Raw genomic sequence first — 16,371 nt, forward strand, 5'->3', positions numbered from 1 at the left:
TATCGCACAGCAGCATTTTCACGGGGTTAGACGGAAGTCGTAGATGAAGTGATCGTCGCGGCGTAGCCCCTGCCTACGGGCATATCACCGCATCACGGCTGTACGGACGCAGCGTTCCAGCACCATACGGTGAGGCGGGCCATACGCCGGAAAGCAAACGGCCGCGCAATGCGCGGCCGCTGGCCCAAGCATGGAACTCGACGTATCAGCGCGCGTAACGCTTCTGGAACTTGTCGATACGGCCGGAGGTGTCGATCACCTTGTGCTTGCCCGTGTAGAACGGATGCGAAGCAGAAGAGATTTCGACCTTCACGAGCGGGTACTCGTTGCCGTCTTCCCACTTGGTGGTTTCCTTGGCGCCCATGGTGGAGCGGGTCAGGATCTTGAAATCGGAGGTGACGTCATGAAAGACGACGTCGCGGTACTCGGGATGGATATCGGCCTTCATGGGCTCACACCGTAAATATGGGTAAGGGAAACGCAAGAGCGGCATTATAAGCCCCGCCGCTTCTGGGGGCAACCTGCCTGGTGGCAGGGCGCCACAGGCAGCCCGGTCAGGCGCCGAGCGCGTGGCGCACCAACGCTTCGAAGCGGTTCTGGTCGTACGCCATCAGCAGGTCGCAGTTGTCCGGCTGGCCCGTCTGGCGGTTCCAGTCGACGATCGTGGCACCGCGGCTGAACACGCCGTTCAGTTCGATATTCACCGGACGCGACTCGACCCGCTGTTCGCCCTCCGGGTTGAGCGCCCACGCCATCGCCAAGGCGTCGGCGGTGAACCAGCGATCGCCCTTGCTGTCCTCCGACAGCGCGCGGGTCTTGCGGGAGATCAACTCGTAGAAGCGCGCACGGTCCGAGTCCGCGGCCAGCCAGGTTTCTGCCTGCGGCAGCGGCAGGCCGTGGGCCACGGTCGCTTCCCAATCCGACACCAGCAGGTGCGGGAAGGCGGCAAACACCACGTGCGCTGCCTCTGGATCAAAGGCGATGTTGAACTCGGCGGCCGGGGTGATGTTGCCCTGGCAGGTCACTGCCCCGCCCATCACCGCGATGCGCTTGATGCGGGTCGGCAGCGTCGGGTCCAGCTTCAGCGCCAGCGCCAGGTTGGTCAGCGGCCCCAACATGACCAGCATCAGCTCGCCCTGGTGGTGGTGCGAAAGACGCAGGATGGCCAATGCGGCGTGCTCGGCTTCGGCCGTGCGGACCGGGGGTGGCAGGTCGACGTCCCCGTAGCCATCCCGCCCGTGGACATGGGCGGCATCCACCGAAGGATGCAGCAGCGGATCCGGGCTGCCGGCGAACACCGGCACATCATCCCGGCCGACGACTTCACACAGTTTGAGGGCGTTGCGGACGGTGTAGTCCAAGCCGACGTTGCCGGCAGCGATGGTCAGTGCGACCACCTCGTGGCGCTCATCGGCGAACGCCATCAGCAGGGCCAGGGCGTCATCCACACCGGGGTCGGTGTCGATCAACAGCGGGATCTTGTGGGTCATCGGTGCCGTCTTCTGAGCGGCAACGGAGTGTCGCACCCGATCACCTGCAAATACAACCGCAGCGTCGGGTGATGCAGTTTCTCCGGGGAGGGGCCGGGCGGGAGGCTGCCGCATTCCGGTAGCGCCGACCCATGGTCGGCGAGCGCGCAGCGCGGCCTGCGTCCTGCGTCCTGCATCCGGCATCCGGCATCCGGCATCCGCCGAGCGTGGCTCGGCGCTACCAGATCACGCGGATGCTACCCGCCATCGCACCGCCTGATGCAGGCCGCGCTTCGCGCTCGCCGAGCACGGCTCGGCGCTACCACCCTGCCGGACGCGCGCGCAGATGGTCAGGGCCGGGCGGGAGGGGCTTGCAGGGGCGTTGAGCGCCATGGATGGCGCGAAACGAGGCCCGCAGGATGCGGCTGTTGCCGTCCCCTGCAATCCCCTCCCGCCCGGCCCCTCCCTTGGCTCGCACGCACCGGATCACGCGGAGGCGTAGCGCACGGCGGTGCCGATCCAGCGGTCCACCACGCGGTCGGCCAAGCCGGGCTGCTCCTGCAGCAGCCGTTCGGCCAGTTCGTGCACGACCGGCAGCAACCCGGCATCGCGCGCCAGGTCGGCAATACGGAACCCCGCCAGTCCGGTCTGCCGCGTTCCCAGCAGCTCCCCGGGCCCACGCAGCTCCAGATCCTTTTCGGCGATCACGAAGCCATCGTTGGTCTCGCGCATGGTCTGCAGGCGCTCACGCGCCATGGCGGACAACGGCATCTGGTACAGCAGCATGCAGCGCGATACGGCAGAGCCCCGGCCCACCCGGCCACGCAGCTGATGCAACTGCGCCAGACCAAGCCGCTCGGCATTTTCGATCACCATCAACGACGCGTTGGGCACGTCCACCCCTACCTCGATCACGGTGGTCGCCACCAACAGGTCGATCTCACCCGCCTTGAACGCCACCATCGTGGCCAGCTTCTCCGCCGGCTTCAGCCGCCCGTGCACCAGTCCCACGCGTACGCCCGGCAGCAGCGCCTGCAGCGATTCGAACGTGGCCTGCGCCGGCGTGGCGTCCAGCTCTTCGCTTTCTTCGATCAGCGTGCACACCCAATACACCTGCCGCCCTTCACTGCAGGCCAGCGCGATGCGTTCGATCAGCTCCGGACGGCGGTCGGCGTTGAGCGCCACGGTCTGCACCGGCGTGCGCCCGGGGGGCAGTTCGTCGATGGCCGACACATCCAGATCGGCGTACTCGGACATCGCCAGGGTGCGCGGAATCGGCGTGGCCGTCATCACCAGCTGATGCGGCACGCTGTTGCCGCCCGCCCCCTTGTCACGCAGCGCCAGCCGTTGATGCACGCCGAAGCGGTGCTGCTCATCGACAATGGCCAGCGCCAGGTCCTGGAACACCACGGCGTCCTGCATCAACGCATGCGTTCCCACCACTACCTGTGCCTGCCCGTTGGCCACCTGCTCCAGCACCTTGGCCCGCGCCTTTCCGGTCACTTTGCCGGCCAGCCAGGCGACCTGCACGCCCAGCGGCTCCAGCCAGCCACGCAGGTTGTTGAGATGCTGCTCGGCCAGCAGTTCGGTCGGCGCAGCCAGCGCCACCTGTTTGCCCTGCTCCACCGCCAGCATCGCCGCCAGCGCCGCCACCACGGTCTTGCCCGACCCCACATCGCCCTGCACCAGCCGCAGCATGGGGCTGGGTCGCGCCAGGTCCTCGCGGATCTGGGTGAAAACCCGCTGCTGGGCGCCGGTAAGGGCAAACGGCAGCTGTTTCAACAGCGCCTTGGCCAACCGGCCGGGGCCGGCCAGCGGGGGGGCGTGATGCGCCTGCAGTGCGATGCGCTGGCGACGCAGGCTGAGGTGGTGCGCCAGCAGCTCTTCCATCGCCAAGCGCCGCTGCGCCGGGTGGATGCCGCTGGCGAGCGCGGACAGATCCGCATCCTGCGGTGGGCGATGCACGGTCAGCAGTGCACTACGCAGTGACGGCAACCCCAGCCCCTCCAACCAGCCAAGGGGCAGCAGTTCCAGCGTGGACTCTTCGGGCAGGCGATCAAGCGCCTGGCTGATCAGCTTGCGCATCGTCGCCGGCCCGACCCCTTCCACCGTGGGATACACCGGATCCAGCCGGTCACCCAGCGCCGGATCTTCGTTGCGGCCCAACACCTGGTAGCTGGGATGCACGATCTCCAGCCCCACCTGACCCGGCTTGGGCGTACCAAAGCAGCGCAGCCGGTTGCCGACCGCGAACTGCGCGACCTGCTGCTGGCGGAAATGAAAAAAGCGCAGCACCAACGTGCCGCGCCCTTCGTCTTCGATGGCGACCTTCAGCATCGGCCGATAGCGCATACCCCGCTCCACCGCAGCGACCCGGCCTTCTACCTGGGCCGGCACACCGGCACGCAGGTCTTCGATCAGGGTCAGCCGGGTACGGTCCTCGTAGCGCAGCGGCAAGTGCAGCCACAGGTCCTGCAGCGTGCCCAGTCCGCGCGCCTGCAGCTTGCCGGCCACGGCTGGACCGACACCGGCAAGCATCGCCAGCGAAGCCTCACCGGCGGGCGCCAGTGCCGGGGTGGCGACGGCCTTGCGTGCCACGCCGGTTTCAGCCGATGACCATCACCGCATCGACTTCGAAGTTGGCGCCCTTCGGCAGTCCGGACACTTCGATGGTCGAACGCGCCGGGAACGGCGCCTTGAAATAGTCCTGCATCACGGCATTGACCTTGGCGAACTCGGCCAGGTCGGTCAGGTACAGACCCAGGCGGACGATCTGGTCCAGCGAGCCACCGGCCTCTTCGGCGACGGCCTTGAGGTTGTCGAATGCGCGACGCGCCTGCGCTTCCACGTCACCGACGCCGACGATGTCGCCGGTGGCGGGATCCAGCGGGATCTGGCCGGAGAAGTACACGGTGTTGCCGGCGCGCACGGCCTGCGAGTAAGGACCGATGGCGGCCGGGGCCTTTTCAGTGTTGATGATCTGGCGGGTCATGCGAGTACTCCGGTAACAGGAAAAACAGAGCGCTCATTGTACCGGGCACGGCTCGGATATCGATGACCGGAACAGGCCGCGCTGCGCGCTTGCCGGGCATGGCCCGGCGCTACGCTGCAGCCCGCGACCTATTGGCGGCGGACCGATTGCACCACCGACAGCCGGCGCAGGCGGCGCATCACTTCGGCCAGGTGGTTGCGGTCACGGACCTGCACGTTGAAGGCCAACACCGCGGCATTGAAATCGCGATCCAGGTAGTCGACGCGCTCGATGTTGGACTGGCTCTGTGCGATCGCTGCGGCCAGCTGTGCCAGCACGCCGGTTCCGTTTTCAACCTCGACCACCAGCGAGGTGTCGTAGTCGCCGGACACCGACGAATCCCATCCGATCGGCACCCAGCGCTCCGGCGACTTGCGCAGCTCGGCCAGGTTCGGGCAGTCCATGCGATGCACCACGATGCCCTTGCCGGCGGTGTGGTACCCCATGATTTCATCGCCGGGAATCGGCTGGCAGCAGTTGGCGAACGTCACCACGCCGCGCTCGCTGCCATTGATCAGGATCTTTTCCTGCGAATGATGGCGGGCACCACCGCGCAGTTCGGCATAGGCCATCAGCGCCTGCGCCGCCTGGTTCGGCATCCAGTTGCCTAGCGCGACTTCGGCCAGCAGGGCTTCCAGACGCGGGAACCGGTGCTCGGCGAGGAACGCATCGAGGCGCCCCTTCGGCAACCGCTCCAACGAAGAGTCCATGGCTTCCAGCGCGCGATCCAGCATGCGATGGCCCAGCTGCACGGCATCTTCGTGCTCCAGCTGTTTCAGCTGGTGGCGGATGGCGGTACGCGCCTTGCTGGTCACCACGAACTCCAGCCACTGCGGTTTCGGCGTGGCCGAGCGGGCCGTGATGATCTCCACGGTCTGGCCACTGACCAGCTTGGTCCGCAGCGGCACCAGTTTCTTGTCCACGCGCGAGGCGACGGCCGTATTGCCGACGTCGGTATGCACGCCGTAAGCGAAATCCAGCGCGGTGGCGTTGCGCGGCAGCGCCATGATCTTGCCCTTCGGCGTGAACAGATAGACCTCGTCCGGGAACAGGTCGACTTTCACGTTGTCGAGGAACTCCAGCGAACTGCCCGCGGCGCGCTGCGAGTCGATCAGCTCGACGATCCACGCATGCGCACGGCTCTGTGCACTGTTGGGCGTGTCGCCGCCGAACTTGTAGGTCCAGTGCGCGGCCACGCCGCGCTCGGCGATCAGGTCCATTTCCTCGGTGCGGATCTGCACCTCGATCGGCGACCCGTACGGCCCGAACAGCACCGTATGCAGCGACTGGTAGCCGTTTGCCTTGGGGATCGCGATGAAATCGCGGAAGCGCCCATCGAGAGGCTTGAACGCAGCGTGCACGGCGCCCAGCGCGTGGTATGCATTCGGCACGCTGCGCACCACCAGGCGGAATCCGAAGACGTCCATGACCTGATCGAAGGATTTGTTCTCGTCGTGCATCTTGTTGTAGATGCTCCACGGGGTCTTGATCCGGCTGACCAGCCGATGCTCGAGCCCTTCCTTCGCCAGCCGCTGGCTGAGCTGCACTTCCACCTGCGCCATCGCCTCGCGGCGCACCACGGGCTGGCTGCGGATGTGCTTTTCCAGGATCGCGTGGCGCCAGGGGTACAACGCCTTGAAGCCCAGGTTCTGCAGTTCGCTCTTGACCAGGCTCATGCCCAGCCGCTGTGCGATGGGCGCGTAGATCTCCAGTGTCTCGCGGGCGATGCGGCCACGCGCCTCGCTGCTCTGCGCACCCAGGGTACGCATGTTGTGCAGGCGGTCAGCCAGCTTGATCATGATCACGCGCAGATCGCGCGACATCGCCAGCAGCATCTTGCGGAAGCTTTCGGCCGCCGCTTCCTGGCGGTCGCGGAACTTCAGCTTGTCCAGCTTGGTGACCCCGTCCACCAGCTCGGCGACCGGCTCGCCAAACTCTGCGGCCAGCTCTTCCCGGGTCAGCGGGGTATCTTCAATGGTGTCGTGCAGGATCGCCGCGATCAGCGCTTCCATGTCCAGGCCCAGCTCGGCCAGCACCTGCGCCACCGCCACCGGATGGGTGATGTAGGGTTCGCCGGACTTGCGGGTCTGCCCCGCATGCGCAGCGGCGCCGACCTCCCAGGCGCGACGCAGCAACGGCAGCTGCTCCGGCGGCAGGTAACGCGCAGCGCGCTCAAGCTGAAGGACATAGTCGGGTACGTCCGCGCGCGGGGGCGCGGCTACCTTGGCAGTGGGGCCTGGGTTCATGGCCGAAGCCTATGCCAGCGTCGCGTTTTCAGCAAATCCTGAATGCGAAACAGCCCGCTTGCGGCGGGCTGTTTCGTGTCTGACCTGAAGCGACGGATGCAGCTCAGTCGTCGTTCTTGGACATGTCTTCGTCGGCAACCACTTCAGCGGCGGCCCATTCCAGTGCTTCACGCTCAGCACGCTCACGCTCGGACTTCTCGACTTCGTCGATCAGGGCGTTGTCGATCTTGCGGGCTGCGATCTCGCGCAGCGCCAACACGGTCGGCTTGTCTTCGGTTTCGCTGTTGTCCAGCGTGGCCGGCACGCCATTGGCGAGCTGGCGAGCGCGCTTGGACGCCATCATGACCAACTCGAAACGGTTGTTCACGACTTCCAGGCAATCTTCTACGGTAATGCGGGCCATACGGGCTCCCGGCGACCGTCAGGCCGCTCAGTCGAATGAGGGAAAGGGGACGGAGTGTAACCGCAGCGACTGGGCGAAATCAAGCCAGCCCCTGGATGATCCTTTTGCAATCAGTCAGTTGCGCCCGTATCCGCGGTCAACAGCGCCTGGATCAGGCCGCCATGACGCACCTTCTGTGCCTCCCGGCGCAGGCGGCTGGCGGTGAAAATGGCACACAACTCATTGACTGCAGTATCGAACACCTCGTTGACGATGACGTAGTCGAAGTCGTTGAAGTGCAGCATTTCCTCGCGCGCCGCTGACAGGCGCTGGGTGATCACCGCCTCGCTGTCCTGCCCCCGCTTGCGCATGCGGTCCTGCAGTGCCTGCTTCGACGGCGGCAGGATGAACACGGTGACCGTGCCCGGCACCAGCTGGCGCACCTGCTGTGCACCCTGCCAGTCGATCTCCAGCAGCACATCCTGGCCAGCCGCCAGCTGCGGCTCCACCGACTGCCGGGCCGTGCCCTTCCAGTCCCCATGCACCCAGGCATGTTCGAAGAAATCGCCATCGGCGATCATCTCTTCGAACCGCTCTGCACTGACGAAATGGTAGTGCTCGCCATTGATCTCGCCCGGCCGTGCAGCGCGCGAAGTGAAGGAAATGGACAGCGCGATCTGCGGATCACGTGCCAGGGTGGCGTTGACGATGCTGCTCTTGCCGGCACCGGAAGGCGCCGCCACGATGTACAGCGTGCCGCGCGCAGGCGTGGCCGACGGAAGGATCGACGGGCTGCTCATTCGATGTTCTGCACCTGTTCGCGGATCTGGTCGATCAGCACTTTCAGTTCCACCGCCGCGTTGCTGGTGCGGCTGTCGACGGACTTGGAGCCGAGCGTATTGGCTTCACGGTTGAACTCCTGCAACAGGAAGTCGAGGCGACGGCCCACCGGCTCGCGCTGCTTCAGCACGCGGCGGATCTCCACGATATGGCTGGACAGGCGGTCCAGTTCCTCGTCGACGTCCAGCTTCTGCAACCACATCACCAGCTCCTGCTCGGCACGGCCGGGATCGACCGGATGCGGCAGGTCGGCCAGGCGCGCGGCCAGCTTGGCACGCTGCCCTTCGCGGATGGCCGGGATCAGGGTGCGGACCTCGTCGGCGATGCGGTCGATGGCGTCCACGCGCTCGCTGATCGCGGTGGACAGCTTGTCACCCTCGCGTTCGCGGGCAGCGACGAAGCCATCCAGCACGTGATCCAGCAGGGACAGCGCCTCGGCCTGCAGCACGGCGGCATCGGCGGCTTCGCCCTGCAGCACGCCCGGCAGCTGCAGCAGCTCGGTGAAGTTGACCTGCAGGTTCGGGAAATCCGAGGTGAGCCGGTGCGCGAGCTGGCCCAGCTGACCCAGCAGCACATCGTTGACCTGCAGGCTGGCTGACGCCTCCGGCGTGCGCAGCCGCATGACCAGGTCCAGCTTGCCACGGCTCAGGCGGGCGGCAATCCGCTCGCGCAGCTGCGGTTCCAGTGCGCGCAGCTCTTCCGGCAGGCGGGTACCGACTTCAAGGAAGCGGTGGTTCACCGAACGCAGCTCGCAGCCCAGCGTGCCCCAATCGGTGGCGCGCTCGCCGCCAGCGTAGGCGGTCATGCTTCGGATCATGGGATTTCCAGATGCTTGCAAAGAGGGAATGGTACCCTAGCGGCTTCTTTCGAGCCTCCCTGCCTGCCCCGATCAGGGTGCGGGCATGGACGCGTTCTTCCCGCTCCAACGGTACCCCGCCATGTCCAATACCCGCCCCAGTGGCCGCCAGCCCGACCAGATGCGCACTGTCACCCTGCAGCGCGGCTTCACCCGCCATGCCGAAGGTTCGGTGCTGGTGTGCTTCGGCGAAACCCGCGTGCTGTGCACCGCCACGGTGGAGAACCGCGTACCGGGTTTCCTGCGCGGAAAGGGCGAAGGCTGGGTCACCGCCGAATACGGCATGCTGCCGCGCGCCACCCACACCCGCAGCGACCGTGAAGCGGCGCGTGGCAAGCAGGGCGGCCGCACGCTGGAAATCCAGCGTCTGATCGGCCGCAGCCTGCGCGCCTGCGTGGACCGCAATGCGCTGGGTGAACGCACCATCACCCTGGATTGCGACGTGCTGCAGGCCGACGGCGGCACCCGCACCGCGGCCATCACCGGCGCTTACGTCGCCCTGGCCGATGCGGTGAACCTGCTGATGAAGCGCGGCGACATCAAGCGCAACCCGATCATCGGTGCCGTCGCCGCGGTGTCGGTCGGCGTCTACCGCGGCACCCCGGTGCTGGACCTGGATTACGCCGAAGACAGCGATTGCGACACCGACATGAACGTGGTGATGAACGATGGCGGCGGCTTCATCGAGCTGCAGGGCACGGCCGAAGGCCACGCCTTCCGCCGCGACGAGCTGGACGCGCTGCTGGCGCTGGCCGACAAGGGCGTGGGCGAACTGCTCGCCGCCCAGCAGGCGGCGCTGTCGGCATGAAGCGTCGGCTGGCCCTGACCACCTACCTGGTCGATGACTACGACCGCGCCATCGCCTGGTTCACCAGCGCGCTGGGCTTCCAGCTGCAGCAGGACATCGACCAGGGCGCTGGCAAGCGCTGGGTGGTGGTGGCGCCAGCCGCCGACGGCGGGGCCGGCCTGCTGCTGGCCCGCGCCAGCAGTGACGTGCAGGCCTCGCGCATCGGCGACCAGGCCGGTGGCCGCGTTGCCTTCTTCCTGGAAACCGATGATTTCGCACGCGACCATGCCGCGATGCGTGCGGCGGGCGTCGAGTTCCTTGAAGCGCCGCGGCAGGAGTCCTACGCCACTGTGGCCGTATTCCGCGACCTGTACGGCAACACCTGGGATCTGCTGGAGCTGCGCGCATGAAGGACGCCGTGAACGGGCGCCTGGTATTGGCCAGCCACAACGCCGGCAAGTTGAAGGAAATGCAGGCGATGCTGGCCGACCTGCCGCTGCAGATCGTCTCGGCAGCCGCAGCGGGCGTAGGCGATGTGCCGGAAACCGGCCTGACGTTCGTCGAGAACGCGCTGATCAAGGCACGCGCCGCCTGCCAGGCCAGTGGCATGCCCGCGCTGGCCGATGATTCGGGCCTGATCGTCGATGCCTTGGGCGGTGCCCCTGGCCTGTACAGCGCACGCTACGCCGGCAGCCCGACTGACGATGCTGCCAACAACGCCAAGCTGCTGGCCGACCTGCGTGACGTGCCGGCCAGCCAGCGCACCGCGCGGTTCTTCGCGGTGATCGTGCTGCTGCGCCATGCCACCGACCCGCAGCCGCTGATCTGCGAAGGCCGCTGGGAAGGGCTGATCCTGGACGCGCCGCGCGGCGGCAACGGCTTCGGTTACAACCCGGTGTTCCTGGACCCCCGCCACGGCCTGACCGCAGCGGAAATGGAGCCGGCGCTGAAGAACACCCTCAGCCACCGCGCGCTGGCGCTGCAGCAACTGAAGCAGCGACTGTCTTCGATCGTCCTGTAAGCGAAGCGCCCATGCCTGCCCCGATGCTGCCTGCCCTGATTCCGCCGCCGCTGTCGCTGTATGTGCACCTGCCCTGGTGCGTGCGCAAATGCCCGTACTGCGATTTCAACTCGCACCAGGCCAAGGGCGCGCTGCCCTTCGATGCCTATATCGATGCGTTGATCCGCGACCTCGATCAGGACCTGCCGCTGGTGTGGGGCCGCGTGGTGCACAGCGTGTTCTTCGGCGGCGGCACGCCCAGCCTGTTCCCCGCCGAAGCGATCGACCGGTTCCTGCAGCAGGCCTCGGCCCGCCTGCGCTTTGCCCCCAACGCCGAAATCACCCTGGAAACCAATCCCGGCACCGCCGAGCACGGGCGTTTCGATGGTTACCGCGCGGCCGGCGTGAATCGCCTCAGCTTCGGCATCCAGACCTTCGACGATGACGCGCTGAAGCGGCTCGGGCGTATCCACGACAGTGCCGAGGCCGAGCGCGCGGTGAAGATGGCGCAGGACGCCGGCTTCGACAACCTCAACATCGACCTGATGTACGCGCTGCCCGGGCAGACCCTGGCCGGCGCGGAGCATGATCTGCACCGTGCCTTCGCCCTGCAGCCGGCGCACATGTCGCACTACCAGCTGACCCTGGAACCGAACACCGTGTTCTTCGCCCGCCCGCCGCAGGGCATCCCGGACGAAGACAGCGCCTGGGACATGCAGGAGCACTGCCAGTCCCTGCTGGCACAGGCAGGCTTCGAGCAGTACGAAGTGAGCGCGTATGCGCGGCCTGGCCGACAGAGCGCACACAACCTCAACTACTGGCGGTTTGGCGATTACCTGGGCATCGGTGCCGGCGCGCACGGCAAGATCAGCTCCGGCGCGGAACAGCAGGTGCTGCGTCGCTGGAAACCCAAGCATCCGCAGACCTTCATGGAGACCGCCGGCAGCGCAGCGGGGATCGGCGGCGACGACGTCATTGCTGCCGCCCGCCTGCCCTTCGAGTACATGTTGAACCTGCTGCGTCTGCATGAGGGCTTCACCCTGCGTGATTTCGAATCGCGCACCGGGCTGTCGCGCAGCGCGCTCGACGGTCCGCTGCAGCAGGCCGTGAAGCGCGGCTGGCTGGAGGTCGTGGACCCGGCAGCGGGCGAGGACGGGGCCACCTGCGCGGACGACGCCTGCGCCGATCACCACGATCACCGCCCTGCCGACGCCCTGCTGCGCCCGACCGAACTGGGCCGCCGCTTCACCAATGACGTGGTGGAGCTGTTCCTGGGCGAGTAGCGCCGCACCGGCCGACAGGGTAGATTCCGAGCCCGACCAGGGGAAAACGGACGTCCACCATCATGTCAGCCTCGCCGCCGCCGATGCCCGGGGACGCCGCGCGCTTTGCCGCGGTCGACGCACCTCCACGCGTGCGTCGGCTGCTCGGCGCATTGTTGGGTCTTGCCCGGCAGTCCCTGACCGCACCGCTGACCCTGACCGTGGTGGAGCTGGAGCGTGAACTGCTGCGGGATGCAGAACGCGCCCGCAATGGCCAGGTGCAGGCCGACCTGCTCGCCCAGGCACGGCAGATCCACCCTTTCTCCGAGGGCTTCAGCCAGCGTTTCCTGGAGCAGCTGGCCCAGGCATTCGCCGCCCTCTTCGGGCCGCCGGGCGAAGCACCCGCACGGGCCGAACCCGTGCGTGCGGCCATGCCCACGCTGACCTTGGTCAATGACGTCGATATCGATCGCGACATCGTGCTGGTGGACATCATGCGCCGCGAACTGCAGCGCTCGGCCAATGCCCTGCAGCTGCTGGGACAGCGCATGGCGGTGCTGGCAGCCGCGCCCGCACTGGACGCCGAGCACGTGCCGCTGGGACCGTCGACGCTGTGCGCCATCGTGCGCAGACTGGGCGACGAAGGCGGGCTGGAGCTGGATGCGCAGCTGGCGCTGTACCGCAGTTTCGAACGGCAGGTACTGGAGCGTCTGGGTGAACTCCTGGAACGCGCCAACGTGCTGCTCGGCCACGAAGGCGTGCTGCCTGGCCTGGTGTACACGCCCTACCTGGCCCGCTCCGCGGCGACCCGGCGCATCGTGACCCAGCCGGGCCGCACTGCCGGCGCGGCAGCAGCGGCACGACCGCGCGCCACGCCGGTGACCTCATGGAACGGCGCCAACAGCAGTGCCACCCGCTCATGGTCGGCCATGATGCACGACACGCTGGGTGGCATGGCCGGGCCCGAGCCGCCTGTGCCCGCACCCACTTCCGGCTTGCCCTCGGTGTCCGCCGCCAGTGCGGCGACACCGCCCCCCTTGCCGTCGCCGTCGGTGGATCTGGCCGCGCCCGCGATGAGCGCCCTGCATCAACTGCTTGCCGGCGCGCGCGGCGCGATTGCACCGGCGGGTGACGCCGGCAACACCGGTCACGCCGCGGCCGACGTGGGCAGCGCGGGTCTCGCAACGCAGGCGGCGGCACCCGGGAGCGCGGCAAGCGCGGCCACGCAGGCACGCCCGGTGGCCACGGCCGTGCCCAGCGCGACCGTCGATGCCGTCCTGATGCAGCTGCAGACCCGCATCGCCCATGGTGCGGCCTCGCACAGCATGGCCGACCTGCAGGCCGCCCTGCTGTCGCAGCTGCGCGCCGAACACGGGGACGACGCCGCGCTGACCGTGAAGGATGGTGACACCCTGGACCTGCTGGGCCTGCTGTTCCAGCAGATCCGCCACGAGCAACGGCCACAGTCGACCGCCAATGACCTGGTGGGTCGCCTGCAGGTCCCGTTGGCGCGCGCGGCACTGGCCGATCCTGGCTTCTTCGTGCGCGACGAGCATCCCGCGCGCGAGCTGCTGAACACCATCGCCGAACTGAGCGCGAGTGGACTGCAGGCCGACGATCTCGATCCGCAGCTGGTGCAGAAGATCGAACGCACCGTGGAGACGGTGGTCGAGCAGTACCACGACGACCCGGAGGTGTTCGCTGCGGCCAACGACGAAGTGCAGCAGCACCTGCGCGCGGCCGCGCACAAGGCCGAGCTGGCCGAGCGGCGCCATGTGGAAGCGGCGCGCGGCAAGGAGCGGCTTGAGGTCGCACGCCAACAGGCCACCGCGCTGATCGAGCACTGCTGCGCGCAGCACCAGCCGCCGCGCTTCGTGCAGACGTTGCTGCGCCAGGCATGGGCCGATGTGCTCACTTTGACCCAGCTGCGTCATGGCGAAGATTCCGCACTGTGGGAGCAGCGGTTGCAGCAGACCACGCGCATCGCGGACATCACGTCCCAGGCACCGGGCGGCGAACACGCCGCCGATGACCTGCTGTGTGCGGAGCTGGAAGCCGCTGTGCTGCAGATCGGCTGCCATCAGGACGAGGCGCACGCGATCGCCCGGCGCCTGTCCACGCCGGGCGGCGAGGATGACAGCAGCTCGCGCACCGAACTGACCGCGCGCCTGAAGACGCGTACCCGGCTGGGCGAGCAGGCCAATGGCCACGACACACGGCGTCTGGCGCCGCTTGCGCGCAGCGCTCTGGAAGAAGACTGCTACCGCCAACTGCGCACCCTGCCCTTCGGCACCTGGTTCGAGTTCGTGATCAACCAGCAAGGCGACCTGCACCGGCAGCGCCTGTCGTGGTACAGCCTGGTGACCGAGCATGCGCTGTTCGTCAATCCACGCGGCCAGAAGGTCGCCGAATACACCCTGGATACCTTGGCGCGGCTGATGGCACTGGAGCAGGCGCGGATCGTGACGGAAGACAACGGCCGCCTGATCGACCGTGCCTGGCAGGCCACGCTGCGTACGCTGCGCACGCTTGCAGGCAACCGCTTGGGAGACCCCGCATGAAAGGCGTCGAAGACACTCCGGACACCCGCCGCGCGCCCCGGCGCCATGTCGCCGACCTGGTGCCGGTGACCGACAGCATGACCGAGCGGGTGATCGGCCGCCTGGGCAACGTCTCGGAAACCGGCATGCTGATGCTGGCCTCGGTGCCGCTGAGCGAGGATGCCCTTTACCAGCTGCAGTTCACCCTGCCGCTCAGTGACGGGCATCGTGCGCCGATCGATGTGGGTGTTCATCTGCTCTGGGCCGATCCCGCGCACGTGGCTGGCCAGACGTGGGCGGGCTTCCGCTTCATCACCCTGGGGCGTGAACACCGCGACCTGCTGCGCAGCTGGATCGATCAGCAGCCCGACTGACGCCGTCCTGCCCGGGGTTTGCGCGGTGCCGGGCACTCCCCAACACGCCCAGCGCCGGTTCCGGCACAGCAGCCAGGCAGCGCTTGCGGCACAATCGTGGATTGTTTTCCAACGAGTCACCGCGATGATCCAGCATGACCCCGGCGTCCTCTATCCCGACCACCTGGCCGTGCTCTGCCAACGTGCAGAGACCGCCTTGGCCCGCGGCGGTTTCGATCATCTGGTGATTCCCAGTGGCACCCTGCATTACCAGGTGTTCGACGATCGCGATTACCCGTATGCCGTCAATCCACAGTTCAAGGCGTGGTTGCCGCTGACGCGCGTGCCGAACAGCTGGTTGGTGTTCACGCCGGGCGAGCGTCCCAAGGTGATTTTCCACCAGCCTTTCGACTACTGGCATGTGGTGCCGGATGCACCGAGCGGCTGGTGGGCAGGCCACTTCGACATCCACATCATCCGTACGCCGGAAGAGGCGCTGGCGCTGCTGCCCAAGGACCGTGCGCGCTGCGCCGTGCTGGGCGAACCGCAGAGTACGCTGGGTGACTGGGCGCCGAACAATCCGGCGGGCGTCGTCAACTATCTGGACTACCACCGCGCGTACAAGACGCCGTATGAGATCGCCCTGATGCGTCAGGCGCAGGTATCGGGCGTGCGCGGCCATCGTGCGGCGGAAGCGGCTTTCCGCGGGGGGGCCGACGAGTTCTCCATCCACATGGCGTACTGCGCCGCCGTCGGCCAGGATGCCAACGAGTTGCCCTACGGCAACATCGTGGCGCTGAACGAGCACGCCGCGGTCCTGCACTACACCGAACTGGGCCGGCAGGCGCCGCAGCCGCTGCGCAGCTTCCTGATCGATGCAGGCGCGAGCGCGCACGGTTACGCCAGTGACATCACCCGCACCTACGCCATGCACGGCCACGATGAGTTCGCCGCGATGATCGCCGCCGTGGACGCAGCGCAGCAGCAGATGTGCGCGTCGGTGCGCGCCGGTGTGGACTACAAGCAGTTGCACGTGGACGCGCATCTTTCCTTGATGGGCGTCCTCAAGGATTTCGGCGTCATCACCGTATCGCCGCAGACGGCCGTGGAGACCGGCGTCAGCGCCGCGTTCTTCCCGCATGGCCTGGGCCATCTGATCGGGCTGCAGGTGCACGACGTCGCGGGCTTCGCGGCGGGCGAAGACGGTGGCCGCATCGAACGCCCCGCCGGCCATCCCTACCTGCGCATGACACGCGTACTGGAGCCGGACATGGTCGTCACCATCGAGCCGGGCCTGTACTTCATCGACATGCTGCTGGACGAAGTGAAGCAGGCCGGTCATGGCGCCAGCATCGACTGGAACCGGGTGGATTTCTTCCGTCCGTACGGCGGCATCCGCATCGAAGACGAAGTGCTGTGCACGACCGGCGAAGCGGACAACCTGACCCGTCCGGAGTTCGCGGCGGCAGCGAACGGGTAGACCCCCTCGCGGCGGGCTGGGGTGCATCTGGGGTGGGGCCGGGCGGTGGGGCTGGGCGGGGGACGGCAAAAGCCGCTCCTGCGTGCCTCGTTTCGCGCCATCCATGGCGCTCAACGCCCCCGCCC

15 protein-coding genes are annotated in these 16,371 nt (G+C 67.4%); 7 read left to right on the forward strand and 8 right to left on the reverse strand.

Annotated elements, in window-relative coordinates:
- Positions 1–205: 205 nt before the first annotated feature.
- The 8 genes from IFT65_RS11715 to IFT65_RS11750 form a co-directional block, all read right to left on the reverse strand.
- Entirely contained in the window at positions 206–448 is a 243-nt protein-coding gene (locus IFT65_RS11715) for a type B 50S ribosomal protein L31 (RefSeq protein WP_188326295.1), read from the reverse strand.
- Between the two features lie 106 nt (positions 449–554).
- Positions 555–1,490 carry a nucleoside hydrolase gene (locus IFT65_RS11720; protein ID WP_192081572.1) on the reverse strand — a complete coding sequence of 312 codons (936 nt, stop codon included), beginning with the start codon at positions 1,488–1,490 and terminating at the stop codon, positions 555–557.
- A 465-nt stretch (positions 1,491–1,955) separates the two neighbouring features.
- The gene (gene recG / locus IFT65_RS11725) at positions 1,956–4,067 is read right to left on the reverse strand and encodes an ATP-dependent DNA helicase RecG (protein ID WP_188326293.1); all 2,112 of its coding nucleotides are present in this window, start codon (positions 4,065–4,067) and stop codon (positions 1,956–1,958) included.
- Between the two features lie 7 nt (positions 4,068–4,074).
- On the reverse strand, positions 4,075–4,461 hold the full coding sequence (locus IFT65_RS11730; protein ID WP_042614411.1) for a RidA family protein: 387 nt from the start codon (positions 4,459–4,461) through the stop codon (positions 4,075–4,077).
- A 128-nt stretch (positions 4,462–4,589) separates the two neighbouring features.
- Positions 4,590–6,746, reverse strand: a complete 2,157-nt coding sequence (locus IFT65_RS11735) for a bifunctional (p)ppGpp synthetase/guanosine-3',5'-bis(diphosphate) 3'-pyrophosphohydrolase (RefSeq protein WP_188326292.1) — start codon at positions 6,744–6,746, stop codon at positions 4,590–4,592.
- A gap of 103 nt (positions 6,747–6,849) precedes the next feature.
- Positions 6,850–7,149, reverse strand: a complete 300-nt coding sequence (gene rpoZ, locus IFT65_RS11740; RefSeq protein WP_188326291.1) for a DNA-directed RNA polymerase subunit omega — start codon at positions 7,147–7,149, stop codon at positions 6,850–6,852.
- A gap of 110 nt (positions 7,150–7,259) precedes the next feature.
- Positions 7,260–7,928, reverse strand: a complete 669-nt coding sequence (gmk, locus tag IFT65_RS11745) for a guanylate kinase (protein WP_192081573.1) — start codon at positions 7,926–7,928, stop codon at positions 7,260–7,262.
- Positions 7,925–8,785, reverse strand: a complete 861-nt coding sequence (locus tag IFT65_RS11750; RefSeq protein ID WP_192081574.1) for a YicC/YloC family endoribonuclease — start codon at positions 8,783–8,785, stop codon at positions 7,925–7,927. The genes gmk and IFT65_RS11750 overlap by 4 nt, the downstream gene beginning before the upstream one ends.
- A gap of 121 nt (positions 8,786–8,906) precedes the next feature.
- Here IFT65_RS11750 and rph point away from each other — a divergent pair, with 121 nt between their 5' ends.
- The 7 genes from rph (at position 8,907) to pepQ (ending at position 16,246) form a co-directional block, all read left to right on the forward strand.
- Positions 8,907–9,632, forward strand: a complete 726-nt coding sequence (gene rph / locus IFT65_RS11755; protein WP_188326288.1) for a ribonuclease PH — start codon at positions 8,907–8,909, stop codon at positions 9,630–9,632.
- Positions 9,629–10,021 (forward strand): VOC family protein, encoded by a 393-nt coding sequence (locus IFT65_RS11760; RefSeq protein WP_188326287.1) that lies wholly within the window; start codon positions 9,629–9,631, stop codon positions 10,019–10,021. The genes rph and IFT65_RS11760 overlap by 4 nt, the downstream gene beginning before the upstream one ends.
- The gene (gene rdgB, locus IFT65_RS11765; protein ID WP_192081575.1) at positions 10,018–10,632 is read left to right on the forward strand and encodes an RdgB/HAM1 family non-canonical purine NTP pyrophosphatase; all 615 of its coding nucleotides are present in this window, start codon (positions 10,018–10,020) and stop codon (positions 10,630–10,632) included. Before IFT65_RS11760 ends, rdgB begins: the two co-directional genes overlap by 4 nt.
- A 26-nt stretch (positions 10,633–10,658) precedes the next feature.
- Complete coding sequence (hemW, locus tag IFT65_RS11770) at positions 10,659–11,894, forward strand: radical SAM family heme chaperone HemW (RefSeq protein WP_192081591.1); 1,236 nt, start codon at positions 10,659–10,661, stop codon at positions 11,892–11,894.
- 62 nt (positions 11,895–11,956) lie between these two features.
- Entirely contained in the window at positions 11,957–14,434 is a 2,478-nt protein-coding gene (locus IFT65_RS11775; protein WP_192081576.1) for a DUF1631 family protein, read from the forward strand.
- Positions 14,431–14,787 carry a PilZ domain-containing protein gene (locus IFT65_RS11780; protein WP_192081577.1) on the forward strand — a complete coding sequence of 119 codons (357 nt, stop codon included), beginning with the start codon at positions 14,431–14,433 and terminating at the stop codon, positions 14,785–14,787. The genes IFT65_RS11775 and IFT65_RS11780 overlap by 4 nt, the downstream gene beginning before the upstream one ends.
- Before the next feature lie 124 nt (positions 14,788–14,911).
- A complete protein-coding gene (gene pepQ / locus IFT65_RS11785; RefSeq protein WP_192081578.1) occupies positions 14,912–16,246 on the forward strand; it encodes a Xaa-Pro dipeptidase in 1,335 nt (444 codons plus the stop codon).
- The last annotated feature ends 125 nt before the right edge of the window (positions 16,247–16,371 follow it).

Origin of the sequence: Stenotrophomonas sp. CFBP 13725, assembly GCF_014841935.1 — a bacterium.
In the GTDB taxonomy this organism is placed as follows: domain Bacteria; phylum Pseudomonadota; class Gammaproteobacteria; order Xanthomonadales; family Xanthomonadaceae; genus Stenotrophomonas.